The 13,017-nt window shown below is 72.9% G+C and carries 12 protein-coding genes; 4 read left to right on the top strand and 8 right to left on the bottom strand.

Going from position 1 to position 13,017, the window contains the following annotated elements; all coding sequences use genetic code 11:
- Positions 1 to 72: 72 nt before the first annotated feature.
- The 6 genes from ACIPWY_RS10155 to ACIPWY_RS10130 form a co-directional block, all read right to left on the bottom strand.
- Entirely contained in the window at positions 73 to 909 is an 837-nt protein-coding gene (locus tag ACIPWY_RS10155) for a TylF/MycF/NovP-related O-methyltransferase (protein ID WP_362906352.1), read from the bottom strand.
- A gap of 33 nt (positions 910 to 942) precedes the next feature.
- The gene (locus ACIPWY_RS10150; RefSeq protein WP_401532710.1) at positions 943 to 1,689 is read right to left on the bottom strand and encodes a methyltransferase domain-containing protein; all 747 of its coding nucleotides are present in this window, start codon (positions 1,687 to 1,689) and stop codon (positions 943 to 945) included.
- A gap of 64 nt (positions 1,690 to 1,753) precedes the next feature.
- A complete protein-coding gene (locus ACIPWY_RS10145) occupies positions 1,754 to 2,893 on the bottom strand; it encodes an acyltransferase family protein (protein ID WP_401532708.1) in 1,140 nt (379 codons plus the stop codon).
- Complete coding sequence (locus ACIPWY_RS10140; protein ID WP_401532706.1) at positions 2,890 to 4,692, bottom strand: hypothetical protein; 1,803 nt, start codon at positions 4,690 to 4,692, stop codon at positions 2,890 to 2,892. Before ACIPWY_RS10140 ends, ACIPWY_RS10145 begins: the two co-directional genes overlap by 4 nt.
- Positions 4,689 to 6,290 (bottom strand): hypothetical protein, encoded by a 1,602-nt coding sequence (locus ACIPWY_RS10135; RefSeq protein WP_401532704.1) that lies wholly within the window; start codon positions 6,288 to 6,290, stop codon positions 4,689 to 4,691. The genes ACIPWY_RS10140 and ACIPWY_RS10135 overlap by 4 nt, the downstream gene beginning before the upstream one ends.
- 207 nt (positions 6,291 to 6,497) lie before the next feature.
- A complete protein-coding gene (locus tag ACIPWY_RS10130) occupies positions 6,498 to 6,911 on the bottom strand; it encodes an organic hydroperoxide resistance protein (RefSeq protein ID WP_362906362.1) in 414 nt (137 codons plus the stop codon).
- Between the two features lie 141 nt (positions 6,912 to 7,052).
- Here ACIPWY_RS10130 and ACIPWY_RS10125 point away from each other — a divergent pair, with 141 nt between their 5' ends.
- From ACIPWY_RS10125 to galE, 4 genes are all read left to right on the top strand, one after another.
- On the top strand, positions 7,053 to 7,517 hold the full coding sequence (locus tag ACIPWY_RS10125) for a MarR family winged helix-turn-helix transcriptional regulator (protein ID WP_401532701.1): 465 nt from the start codon (positions 7,053 to 7,055) through the stop codon (positions 7,515 to 7,517).
- Between the two features lie 102 nt (positions 7,518 to 7,619).
- Positions 7,620 to 8,861: a glycosyltransferase family 87 protein gene (locus ACIPWY_RS10120; protein WP_362906366.1), complete on the top strand. Its 1,242-nt coding sequence runs from the start codon at positions 7,620 to 7,622 to the stop codon at positions 8,859 to 8,861.
- A gap of 48 nt (positions 8,862 to 8,909) precedes the next feature.
- Positions 8,910 to 10,529, top strand: a complete 1,620-nt coding sequence (locus ACIPWY_RS10115) for a glycosyltransferase family 2 protein (protein WP_401532699.1) — start codon at positions 8,910 to 8,912, stop codon at positions 10,527 to 10,529.
- Between the two features lie 52 nt (positions 10,530 to 10,581).
- Positions 10,582 to 11,562, top strand: coding sequence for a UDP-glucose 4-epimerase GalE (gene galE / locus ACIPWY_RS10110; RefSeq protein WP_393704660.1), 981 nt, complete (start codon positions 10,582 to 10,584; stop codon positions 11,560 to 11,562).
- A 179-nt stretch (positions 11,563 to 11,741) separates the two neighbouring features.
- On the opposite strand, the gene ACIPWY_RS10105 is transcribed toward galE, so the two are convergent.
- Together ACIPWY_RS10105 and ACIPWY_RS10100 are read right to left on the bottom strand one after the other, a co-directional pair.
- On the bottom strand, positions 11,742 to 12,026 hold the full coding sequence (locus ACIPWY_RS10105; RefSeq protein WP_362906372.1) for a hypothetical protein: 285 nt from the start codon (positions 12,024 to 12,026) through the stop codon (positions 11,742 to 11,744).
- A gap of 215 nt (positions 12,027 to 12,241) precedes the next feature.
- Entirely contained in the window at positions 12,242 to 12,901 is a 660-nt protein-coding gene (locus ACIPWY_RS10100; protein WP_362906374.1) for a TetR/AcrR family transcriptional regulator, read from the bottom strand.
- Positions 12,902 to 13,017 lie beyond the last annotated feature (116 nt).

Genomic DNA, 13,017 nt, shown 5'->3' with positions numbered 1-13,017 from the left:
CGCGGCGGGCCGGCGGACGGCCGCGCTGCGCGGGATCGGTGGGGTCGGGTCGGGGGCTGCGGGCCTGCCGGGTCAGGGCTTGACGGCGATGCGCCCCTCGTCCATGCGCAGGAGCAGGAGTCGCTCGCCGGTCTTCTCCAGGAACTCGTCGACGGCCTGCCGCGAGCCCTGCCAGTAGCCGTAGTCGTCGATGAGGAGGACGCCGCCGGGCACCAACCGGTCGTAGAGATGGTCGAGTTCGTGCTTGGTGGAGGCGTACCAGTCGGTGTCGAGGCGCAGGATCGAGATCTGCTCCGGGGCCTGTCCGGGGACGGTGTCCTCGACCTTGCCGCGCACGAAGTGGACGCGCTCCTCGGGGTAAGGCACGGCCTTGAAGCCGGACTTGACGTCGTCCAGGGTGGCGACGGCCCAGATCGGGCGGTCCTTGGCCTGGGTGGCGAGCAGCTCCCCGGCGGACTTGCCGTCGCGCCTGAGGTCCTCCTCGGTGGGCGGCGTCATGCCCTCGTACGTGTCGAAGAGGTAGAGGCCGCGCTCCGTGTCGCCCTGCGAGAGGAGGGTCTTGGCGCAGGCCTGCATCGAACCGCCGCGCCACACACCGCACTCGACGATGTCGCCGGGGATGTTGTGCCTGACGATGTGGCGGGTGGCGAGGATGAAGGCGTTGAGCCGCTCCGGGGACGTCATCGTGTACGGCTTGACCGCACGGATGATGTCCTTCGCCTCGTCGTCGTAGTCCGCGGGGAGGACCAGACCCTTGGGTTTCGGCGTCTGCTTCGGCTTCGGCCTGGATGCCGGCGCCGACTGCTCGGGCGCGCGGCCGGCCTGCCGGGGAGCGGGCACCGGTACGCGGGTCAGCTGGTACCCGGTGAACTGCTTGATGACGCCATTCACTGCGCTTCGCCATGCCATGCGCGGCACCCTACGTCCGCGATATTCCGCATGTCACTTTTCGTCAACCAGTAGGCGTTTCTCTGCATTTGATACGCCCGCGGGCCTGGGAACCACGGCCACCGGACGGCCGCACCGCTCCCGCCCGGCCAGCGGCGTGGGCAGCGGCACCCCGTCGACCCCGCCGACGCGGTTGGCCCACCAGCGCGTGGTGGAGCGCACGAACGCCATGGTCAGGCGCGGGTACTTGGCGGGCTTGCGGAAGACGCCGACGGTGCCGCCCCAATACGCGTGCTTGGCGTCGATGCTGCCGTAGGCGTGCCGGATGCCGTTCATCGGCGGGAAGTCGGTGTACACCTCCCGCAGTTCGAGGCGCGTGTACGCGGCCAGGGCGCGCATCCCGTCCGGGTAGTAGCGCCAGCAGTCCTGCGCGTCGTGCACATGGCCGCGCGAGGGGGCCGTGAGGAACGCCGTGCCCTCCGGCTTGAGGACCCGGGCGATCTCCAGCATCGACGCCCAGAAGAACGGGATGTGCTCGAAGGCCTGGCCGGAAATGAGGAAGTCGGCGCTGTTGGAGCGAACCGGGATGCGGTACGGCTTCGCCATCACCGCGTCCACGTTGCGCCCCTCCTGCACGTCGACGCCGACGTACTCGGTGTCGTACCCCTCCAGGAGCGACTTGTGGGTGCGCACCTGCCCGTCAGAGACCCGCGCGCCGAGGTCGACCACCCGCAGGCGCCGCCCGCGCGGCAGGTAGCTCCGGACACAGAGCTCCATCTGTTCGTACGCGGACTGGTGCATGGCGGCCTCCGTCGAGGGGGTTGGGGGGACGTGATGGCCTTTCAACGCGCCCGACCCCCTCGGGTCACCGTGCGAGGCGGCGTGGCGTGTGCCGGGACCACCACTTCCTGGCCGGTTCCTCGACGTACGTGAACAGCGCCCAGGACAGTGCGACGACCGCGACGGCGAGTCCGCACAGCGCGAACAGCGCGGAGTTGTCGGGCCGCATCCGGCCCCAGGTGTCCTGCACGTACCGGTTCACCGTCTGGTGCAGCAGATAGAACGCGTACGACCACGCGCCGAGCAGCACCATGGGGCGCGAACAGAGCGCTCCCCGGCGCCCGGACAGCTCGCGCTGGGCGTACGCGACGATGAAGAGCGCCGCGAACACGGCGACGAACGGGCGGACGGTCCATTGCAGTTGGGCCACCGTCTGCGAGGAGAACCAGTCGGCCCGGTGGCAGTACACGGCCGTGTACGCGGCGAAGGCGGCGAGCAGTGCGGCCGGGCGCAGGGCGATGCGGTGGCCGCGGCGCAGGGTGATCGCGCACACGAGGCCGACGGCGAACTCGGGCAGGCGCGTCACCGGGTGGCGCATGACCCATTCGCGGGCAAAGGGCGAAAGGTGCGCGGCGGCCCACCAGTTGACGGCCCACATGCCGGCGAGACCGGACGCCGCGAGGAGCGCGAGGGATCGGGTGCGCAGGCGCAGGGCGGGGCCGATCACCCAGGGGAACAGGAGGTAGAAGAACACCTCGACACTGAGCGTCCAGGCCACGCCGTTGCCGGGGAACATCGGCACGACGCCGGGGAACCAGGTCTGCACGAGCAGCAGCGACGCGACGGAGCTGAACGCGTCCGTCGGCACGCCGCCCCAGAGGTAGAACACCCAGATGCACGGGATGGTGGCGACGAGATGCGCGGGCCAGATGCGGCCGGCGCGACGCCAGTAGAAGAGACCGCGACGCGTGCCGGGGCGGTGCCCCCAGGCCAGCAGGAACCCGGACAGCACGAAGAAGAACCCGACGCCGTTGACGCCCATCGTCGAGTACGGGAAGAGAACCGGCGCCTGCGCCAGACCGCTGCCCGGGGCGAGGCCGGTGGTGTGGTGCACGAAGACGGCGAGGGCCGCCACGAAGCGCATCCCGGTCAGCGAGTCGAGCCGCGGCGCGCGCTCCTTCGCGGGGCGGGAGCGGGCGGGCGCGGGGAGGAACGTGGTGGTCACAGGGTGGCCCCCTGTCCCGGGGTGAGGGTGGCGCCGCAGCCGCCGGTGTGGTTCTGTCCGGCGATCAGGCGGTCGAGACGTGGCTTCGCCCAGGCGCGTACGGCGGTGATGCGGGCGGGGTCGTGGACGGCATCGGCCCGGACGAAGTCACCGCCGTTCTGCTGCCGGTACAGCGGGACGTAGCCGGCCTCCGCGAGGCGTGCGAGGGTCAGGCCCGGCTTGTTTACCCAGGCCGCGTGGACGTGCAGGAGTTCGGGGCGCTCGGCGCGCAGGACGTGGTCGCGCAGGGCGCGTGTGTCGCCGGCGGCGTACGCGTCCGCGACGCGGCGGTCGGTCAGGCCCGCCAGGTCCAGTACGCGCAGCCGCGTGGTGAGCAGCGTGCCGCCGAGGTCGGGCAGGGCGACGGTGGCGTGGCGCAGGCCGAGGCGCTGGGCGTAGGTGTTGAAGACCTGGCCGTAGCGTTCGGCGACGAAGCACATCGAGAGCGTCGGGTGGGCCTCGAACGAGGCCTCACGGCCGGCCTGTCCGGCGTGCGCGAGGACGAGCGCGCCGGTCAGCGCCGTGACGAGGACGGCCCTGCCGCGGACTCGTTCCGCCTCCCACAGCACTACGGCCGACAGGGCGGCGACGGCCGCCGCGAGCACCCACACCGGGGTCGCGAACCGGTACAGGGCCATCCAGTCCCGGCCGAGCACCCCGTAGGCGAGCAGCGTCAGGAGCAGTGGCACGAGCAGCGCCACAAGGGCCCGGCGCCCCTTGCCGGGCCGGGCGAGCACCGCACCGGCGCACAGCGCACCGATCAGCGCGAAGGCCCAGCCCGCGTACGTCAACAGGTCGCCGGCCTGGGCGAGTTGGGAAAGTCGCGGGGTCTGCTGCGCCTTGGCGACCGCCGTGTTCGGCACCCACAGCCCGAAGACGGCGTGCCGCCACAGGAGGAACGCGCCGTAGGGCACGGCGACGGCGGCGGCGTGCAGGGCCAGCGCGCGGACCGACCGGGCCAGGTCGCGGCGGCGCAGGAACAGGACCAGGACGAGCGGGTAGGCGGCCGCGAGTACGGCGCCGTCGGGGCGGGTCAGCGCGGCGAGCAGGGCGAGCGCGGCGGCGGCCAGGGCGGTGCGTGGGCTGGTGAGTTCGGCGCGTGGGGCGGCCAGGGCGGTGAGACCGTCGCGGGCGACTCCCCGCACGCCGGCCGGACCGCGCGCGTCGACCCCTCGCACCAGCACCGCCGCCATCGCCGCGGCCGTCAGCCCGTACAGCGGGTTTTCCAGGCCGGAGAAGGACCAGGCCACGTAGGACAGGTTCGTGGCGAGGACCGTGCCCGCCAGGAGCGTCACCGCCCAGGCGCGGCCGGGCACCACGGCGCGGGCAGCCCACGCGATGCACGCGAGGGTGCCTGCCGTGCACAGCAGGGCGAGTGCCTTCGGGTAGAGGACCAGGTCGCTGACGCCCAGGAAGGCGCCGTGGTCGAAGAGTCCGAGTCTGCGGCCGAGGGCCATCAGGGCGAGCCAGGACGGGTTGGAGTACCCCTCCACCGGTGCGGCGCCCGGGAGTTGGACCGGGCCGAGGCCCTCGTCGACGCTGCGGGCGTAGGCGAAGGTGACGGCGGCGTCGTCGACGATCCAGCGCCCGAGTCCGGCGGCCCTGACCGCGATCAGCGCCGTGGCCGCGAGCACGGCGGCGGCGTCGGCCCACCGGCGGACGCGGGACGCGGGTCCGGCGGGTGAGGCGCGGGCGGCGGGCACGGTCGACGCCCGGTCGGAGCGGCGGTTGTCGAGCAGGGCGAAGAGCGTGGCGTTCATGGGGACTCCAACGTGGGCTCGGTGGGAGTGACGGTCGCCGCGGCAGGCCCCGCGGAGGCCGCGCAGGTGGGCGCCGGGCCGCCGACGCGTTCGTACAGGCGGAGCAGGCCGCTGCGGCGTCTCGACTCGACGAGGGGTGTGAAGTCCCGCTCCAGGAGCACGAGTTTGGTCTCCTCGACCGGGTTGGGGCTGCGCCAGCCGGGGTGGCCCGCCTCCGTGTCGAAGAGGACCCAGACGCGGGTCAGGCACGCCATCCGGGCGCGGATCTCGGTGGGGCTCGCGTCCACGCCGTAGAGGGTTCCGGAGTGGGCGCCCGTCGACTTCAGGGCCACATCGCGCACGCCCGCGACCGCGCGCGGATACGTCTCCGTCAGGCGTCGGCCGGTCTTCGGTACGTAGAGCAGCGCGTCACCGGGCCGCAGGTCCCGCTCGGCCATCCGCGCCACGGCCCCGAAGTCGTCCCTGCGGCTCTCGGGCGACCGCTCGCGCAGCTGCGCCGGGAACTGCACCCAGAACGCCACGGCGACCAGGGCGGCCCCGGCGGTCACCTGGACGTACCGGGAGGGCCGCACCCGCTCCGGCAGGCGCCGCAGGACCGCGTCCGCGCCGGCCGCGACCAGCAGGGGCAGCCCGGCGAACGCGAAGAACGTGTAGCGCGGCGCGTACAGCGGCTGCCACTGCGACACGGCGAACAGCAGCGCGGGCGGCAGCACGGCCAGCGGCAGCGCGACCGCCACGAGTCCGCACGCCCCCCGGCGGACCGCGGGGGCGAGCACGGCGACCGCGGCGAGCAGGAACGTGGTGTTGAAGACGGCGCCGGGGTGACCGACGGCGAGCCGCAGCAGCGCCTCCGCGTCCGCCCAGCCCGGCCTGCGGATCCACGCCACCTGGAAGCTCTGCTCCCGCGCCTCGTCGGCGAGGGGCAGCACCAGCAGGACGGCGGCAGCGGCGGCGGCCGCCCAGCCCCGCCACAGCACGGGGGCCGCGCGCGAGACGAGGAGGGTGACGGCGTGCGCGGCGAGGACGAGCACGGCGAACTCGTGGAGCCACGCCGTCACCGTCACGAGCGCCGCGTACCCGGCCCAGGCGGGCCACGACGGATGCCGTACGCAGTGGACGAGCAGGAGCGTCGCCGCCGCCGCGCCCGCCGCGACGATCGCGTACGAGCGGCCCTCCTGGGCGTAGTAGATGGTGAACGGCGAGGCGGCGTAGAGGAGTCCGGCCCACAGGCCGACGCGGGGCCGGGCCAGGCGGACGCCGAGCGCGGCGACGAGGCAGGCCGCCGCGGTCGCGCCGAGTACGGACGGCAGTCGCATCAGGTAGGCGTCGGTCCGCCCGGCGAGCACGAAGTGGATCAGTACGTAGTAGAGGCCGTGGACCGCGTCGATGTTGCCGAGGAGATGGTGGATCTGGGACAGGGAGCGGGTGGCGACGAGCATCGTCGCGGCCTCGTCCCGCCATATCGTGCCGCGGTCGAGCCCCCAGAGTCCGAGGCCCAGCATCAGCACGCCCGGCAGCAGGACCGCGGTCACGACGGGAGTGGCGGGGGGAAGGGCCCTGGGGATGCGGCCGCGCGGACCGTCCGAAGAGATGCGCACGCGCCGATCCTGTCCCAAATGACCGTATTTATGACGCAGCCTTGCCGTCGTGGGTCATGTCTGCGGTGCGGGACGGGAACGAGAAACGGGGCACTCCCCGGCGGCCGGGGGCGCCCGGCCGCCGGGGAGTGCCCCGATACGACTGCTCGGTACGGCTGCTCGATACGGCCGCTCCATACGACCGTTCGATGCGACCGCGCGATACGGCTACTCGACGACGAGGTCGACGTCGATGTTGCCGCGGGTCGCGTTCGAGTAGGGGCAGACCTGGTGGGCCTGCTCGACCAGCTTCCGGCCGGTCTCGGCGTCGACCGACTCCGGCAGCTCCACGCGCAACGTGACCGCGAGCCCGAAGCCTTCGCCCTGCTTGCCGATGCCGACCTCGGCGGTCACCGCGGCGTCGCTGATGTCGACCTTCGCGGCGCGGCCGACGAGGCCGAGCGCGCTGGCGAAACAGGCGGAGTACCCGGCGGCGAAGAGCTGCTCGGGGTTGGTGCCCTGACCGTTGCCGCCCATCTCCGTGGGGATGCCCAGCTGGAGGTCGAGGCGGCCGTCGGAGCTGACGGCGCGGCCGTCACGGCCGTGGGTGGCGGTGGCTACGGCGGTGTAGATCGCGTCCATGAAAATCCATCCCTCATGCGGTGAAGTCCGCGGTGACGTCCGCGGCGAAGTGCGTGCCGCGCTGACGGATACAAGTAGAGCACGCAATTCAGTTGTGCACAACTAAGTGGCGCACCGGACTTCCCCGGTTACCCTGGAGCCATGACCACCGAGACGACCGGCGACGAGGAATTCCTGCGGCTCGACCGCCAGATCTGCTTCTCCCTGAACGCCGCCTCGCGCGCCTTCGGCGGCGTCTACCGCACGCTCCTCAAGGACCTGGGCCTGACCTACCCCCAGTACCTGGTCATGCTCGTGCTCTGGGAGGACGGCGAACTGCCCGTGAAGCGACTCGGGGAACGGCTGCGGCTCGACTCGGGCACGCTGTCGCCGCTGCTCAAGCGCCTGGAGGCGGCCGGTCTCGTCCAGCGGGAGCGCAGCGCGCGCGACGAGCGCTCGGTGAACGTCCGGCCGACCGGCGCGGGCACCGAGCTGCGTGAGCGCGCGGCGCTGGTGCCGCGCCGGATCGCGGCCGCGACGGGCTTCGACCTGGCGGAGATCGAGGACATGCGCGCCCGCCTGGACCGCCTGACGACGGCGCTGGACGGGGCGGCACTGGACGCGTAGCGGGCCGCCGGCGCCGGATGCGGCGCCACTCCGCCCGACACGAACGCCCCATTCGGCTGATTATCACCGCATATAGGGGCATGCGCTCGTACGCTCGCGCAGGTGACGCTCGAGACTCAGCCGCCGCCCACCACCGCAGCGCCCGTCCACGCGACCTGGGTCCGCCCCGGACCCCTCGCACGGGCGGCGCTTCCCCTGACCTGGCTGGCCACCCGCGCCGCGATGCTCGCCCTGCTCGTCACGGACGGGCGCGCCCCGCTCGGCGTCGGCGGCATCGCGCACGAGGTACACACGCTGTACGCCCGCTGGTACGCCACCCTCGCCGGCGGCGCCTTCCCCGCCGGTGACCCGATGTGGCAGTACCCGCCCGGCGCGGGCCCCGTTCTCCTGGCGCCCGGCCTGATCCCCGGCCTCACCTACTTCCAGGCCTTCGTCGCCCTGACGCTCGCCACGGACGCCCTGGTTACGCTCGCCCTCGCCCGGACCGGCGCGCGGCCGAGACGCAGCGCGGGCGGCGCCTGGCTATGGGTGGCCGGACTGCCGCTCCTGCTCCACATCCCGCTGGCCCGCTACGACGTCGAGGTCACCGCACTCGCCGTGTTCGCGCTGCTGCTCATGGGGCGGTACCCGCGCACGGGCGGCGTGCTCGCGGCGTGCGGCGCGCTGGTGAAGGTGTGGCCCGCGCTCGCCCTGCTCGGCACACCCCGGGGACGCACGAGCCGGGAGGCGTGGACGGCGGCGCTCACCTCCGCCGCCGTGATCCTGGTGGTCCTCGCGGTCGCCTTCCGCTCGCCGTTCTCGTTCGTGCGCCAGCAGGGCGGACGGGGCGTGCAGATCGAGTCGCTGGGCGGCACGGCCCTGTCCTTCGCGCGCAGGGCGGGCTGGTCCGGGCAGGTCCGCTACCGGTTCGGGGCGATGGAGTACGTCGGCCCGCACGTCGGCGTGGTGGCCGCCGCTTCCCTGGTGCTCACCGCCGTCGCGGCGGCGCTGCTGGTGCTCTGGCGGCTGCGGGCGCAGAGCTGGAGCCCCGCGACGCCGTACGACGCCGCGCTCTGCGCCGTCCTGCTCTTCACCGTCACCAGCCGCGTGATCAGCCCGCAGTATCTGATCTGGCTGCTCGGGCTCGCCGCGGTCTGCCTCACCTCGCGCCGCACCACCCAGCGCCCCGTCGCCGTACTCGTCGTGGCGGCGGCCGGCCTGAGCGCACTCGCGTACCCGGTCCTGTACCGCGACGTGGAGGCCGCCACCTGGACGGGCTCGCTGCTGATGCTGGCGCGCAACGGCCTGCTCCTGGCCGGGGCCGTCGTCTCGTACCGCTCCCTGTGGAAGGGAACGAGGGAGTAGGAATTTTACTTACCGGACAATTAACGCAAAGGCCTAGGATTTCCTTCTGTGGAAGCAGTGCAGCCCCAGCCCCAGCCCCAGCCCCAGCCGTCACAGGTTTCCGTCGTCGTCATCGGCTACAACGACGCCGCACGGGTCACCGACGCCGTACGCTCCGCCCTCGCGCAGGGCCCCGCCGTCCGCGAGGTGATCGCCGTCGACGACTGCTCGACGGACGGCAGCGGCGAGCTGCTCCAGCGCCTGGCCGGCAATGAGCCACGCCTGAAGGTGGTGCGCCGCGCCACGAACAGCGGCGGCTGCGGCACCCCCCGCAACGACGGCATCGACAGCGCGTCGGCGCCGTTCGTCATGTTCCTGGACAGCGACGACGTGCTGCCGCCCGGCGCCGTCGACGCCCTGCTCGGCGCGGCTCTCACGCACGGCACCGAGGTCGCCGCCGGCCTCTGTGTGCGCCGCGAACTCCCCTCGGGCCGCGACATCCCGTGGCAGCCCGGCCTGTACGCCGAGGCCGCCGTGATCCCCCACCCGGAGCGCCGCCCCCGCCTCGTCCACGACACCCTCTGCGTCAACAAGCTCTACCGCACGGACTTCCTCCGCGAGCACGGGATCCACTTCCCCGACGGCCACTTCGTCTACGAGGACTTCGTCTTCACCGCGCGCGTGCTCGCCGCAGGACCGCGCATCGCGCTCGTCCCCGACCTGGTCTACATCTGGCACGTCCGCCGCGACGCCGACCGCCTGTCGCTCTCCCTGGACCGCGCCGGACTCGACAACTGGACCGCCCGCATCGAGGCCCACCGCCAGTCCGCCGAGATCCTCATGACCGCCTCGCACAAGCGCCTGGCACGCGCCGCCCGCACCCGGTTCCTCGACCACAGCCTGCGTATGTACGCCCGCGAGCTCGACCTGCGCAGCCCCGAGTACCGCGCCGCGTGGTGGGACCGCACCCGCGCCTACCTCGCCACGTTCGACACGGCCGACATCGACGCGGCGCCCGCGCCCGGCCGCGTCGTCGCGCGCGTGATCCTCGCCTCCGACCACCCGCGCGACCTGCCCCGCCTCAAGGAGGTCGCGGCCCGCCCCGCCCGCCTGCGCCCGCCCTACGCACGCGCCGCGGACGGCACGCCCATCTGGTCCGACGACCTCCCCCAGGTGACCCTGGAACACCTCCTCACACGCCCCATGGGCCTCCTCCCCATCGCCATAGAGGCGGAACTGCGGCCACGCGCGCGTGTTTCACGGCTGCGGCTGCGCCTGTACGACCTGTACGGGCGCGTCGCCGAGGCGGGCCCCGCCACCGTCGACATCGAAGTCGTCGACCGCCTGCGCCACCGCCCCGCCCGACGCCGCACGGTGCCCTTCGTGCCCGGGTCCGACGCCGGGACCTGGGAGGCCGAGGCGTCCCTCGACCTGTCGGCGCTCGCCTCCGGCACCTGGGACCTGCGCCTCCATGTGAACTTCGCGGACGGCACGGGCCGCGACGCGAGCGCCCACGCCGTCACCGGCCCCGGCCTCCTGCGCCGCACCGTCCTGCCGAGCCTGCGCCACGGCGTCCTGCTCGCGCATCCGTACGCGACCCACTCCGGCGCCCTCGCCGTGCGCCTCGCACCGGGCGTACGCGGAACCCTGGCGGTGGCACGCGGCCGCCTCAACCGCCTGCTTCACTAGAGCGCCGGCCGCACGACACGAACCGACTCGACCGAGGGGACCCTGGACCGACATGACCTGGCTGATCACCGGCGGCGCCGGATACATCGGGGCGCACGTCGTCCGCGCCATGCAAGAGGCGGGCGAGCGGACGGTGGTCTACGACGACCTGTCCACCGGCGTCGCCGAACGTGTCCCGGACGGCGTACCCCTGGTCGTCGCCTCGACCCTGGACGAGGACGCCGTGACGCGTGCCATCGCCGAGCACGGCGTCACCGGCGTCGTCCACCTCGCCGCGAAGAAGCAGGTCGGCGAGTCGGTGGAGCTGCCGCTGCACTACTACCGCGAGAACGTCGAGGGCCTGCGCGTCCTCCTGGAGGCGGTCACCGCGGGCGGGGTCCCGTCCTTCGTCTTCTCCTCGTCCGCCGCGGTGTACGGCATGCCCGACGTCGACCTGGTCACCGAGGACACCCCGTGCCTGCCGATGAGCCCGTACGGCGAGACGAAACTCGCCGGCGAGTGGCTGGTCCGCGCGACGGGCCGGGCGCACGGCCTCGCCACGGCATCCCTGCGCTACTTCAACGTGGCGGGCGCGGCCACCCCCGAACTGGCCGACACCGGCGTCTTCAACGTCGTACCGATGGTCTTCGAGAAGCTCACCGCCGGCGAGGCTCCGCGGATCTTCGGCGCGGACTACCCGACACCCGACGGGACCTGCGTACGCGACTACATCCACGTCGCCGACCTCGCCGAGGCCCACGTGGCCGCCGCCCGCCGCCTCTCCGGCGCGGCTCCCGGCACCGACCTCACCCTCAACATCGGCCGCGGCGAAGGCGTCTCGGTCCTGGAGCTGGTCGAGCTGATCAACGCGACGACGGGCCACGGCACCGACCCCGTCGTCACCCCGCGCCGCCCCGGCGACCCGGCCCGCGTCGTCGCCGCCGCGGACCGCATCGCGACGGAGCTCGGCTGGACGGCGAAGCGCGACGTACGCGACATGGTCGAGTCGGCATGGCAGGGATGGGTCCGGGCGCACGGGCTGAACCAGCCGTAGCGCCTCCTACGTCTCCACCAGCTTCGCCTTCGGCGGCGTCCCGCAGGTCCTGATCAGCGTCGGAACGGGCCTGGCGGCACTGGCCTGCGGGGCGACCCTGATCGCGTCATGCCCGGCGCCGCGCTCGTCACCGCCCTGCTGACGCCGCTCCGGCCGGAGTTCCGTGACTTCGCAGGCCGCTACCCAGCGGCCACGACCGGGCCGGCCGTGACCTGAGGACTGTTGGGGAGGAGCGGCGAGAGGTGGTCCCGTACGAAGTCCGCCGCCAGTTCGATCGACCCCTCGGCCCCGGACCGGTCCTCAAAGACGCTGGTGGAGACCATCACTCCGTGCCCGGCGTCCACCCAGTAGTAGGCCACGAAACCGGGGGCCCGGCGGAGGAGAGGCACGAATCCCTCGTCCACCCGGCGTCCTGCCTCCGCCGAGTCAGTCACTCCTTCGTAACGCCGGATCACTGCGTACATAGCTGATCTCCTCATGAATCCCAGGGCCGCCTTGCGCGAAACGACCTACCCCCACCGAGCGCCCCTCGCTCGGGGGACGCTCGGACGTGCCCCGGACAGGTGATCCAAACCGGGCATCTGCTGCGCCCGGAGTTGCCCAGATCCGCCAACCCCCCGGCACCTGGACCGCCTCGATCACCCACGCAGCCCAGCGCCGGCCACAGCTACAGCTACAGCTACAGCGCCCTCAACCCCGCCGCGGTAGCCGCCGCCAGCTTCCCCAGATACCCCTTGGGCAACGGCGTCCGTACCACCACCGCGCGCCAGTACAGCGGGCCCGAGATCAGGTCGAGGGCGAGGTCCTCGTCGAGGTCCGCCCTGACCTCCCCGCGCGCGGCGGCGCTGCGCACGATGCCGTTCGCCACCCCGTACTGCCCCTCGCGCAGCGCCTTCTGCATGGCCTCGGCGATTTCCGGGTTGCGGGCGGCCTCGGCCTGGAGGTCGGGGATGATCTGGCCGGCGACCGGATGCCTCAGGGCCCGGGATGTCACCTCGTACAGGAGACGCAGGTCGCCCTCCAGGGAACCCGTGTCCGGGGCCGGCAAACCCTGTACCGCTATGGCGGAGACCAGGTCCAGGACCAGGTGCAGTTTGGAGCGCCAGCGGCGGTAGACGGCTGTCTTGCCGACGCCCGCGCGGCGCGCGATCCCCTCGATGGACATGCGGGCGTAGCCCACGGCGGCGAGCTCTTCGAAGACGGCGGAGCGGATGGCTTCCGTCACATCCTCACGGAGCACTGCTGCGCCTGCGGGGGCTCTTCGACGTGGCGTCGGCGATGGGGGTCCCCCCTGCTCGAGCGAAGCCGAGAGCTCGGGGGAGGAGTCGGCGTTGGTCATCCGTACAGCATAGGGCGGCACGACGAAACGGTTGCGTTCCGACGTCGCGACGCCCTACGCTCGCGCAACGACGATACGGACCCGTCCCGACGCAGTCCCGACGCCGTTCCGACGTC

The sequence above is a fragment of the Streptomyces sp. NPDC090032 genome (assembly GCF_044748025.1).
Taxonomy (GTDB): Bacteria; Actinomycetota; Actinomycetes; order Streptomycetales; family Streptomycetaceae; genus Streptomyces.
Note: the sequence above shows the minus strand (reverse complement) of the source record. Positions and strands in the feature narration are given on the sequence as shown.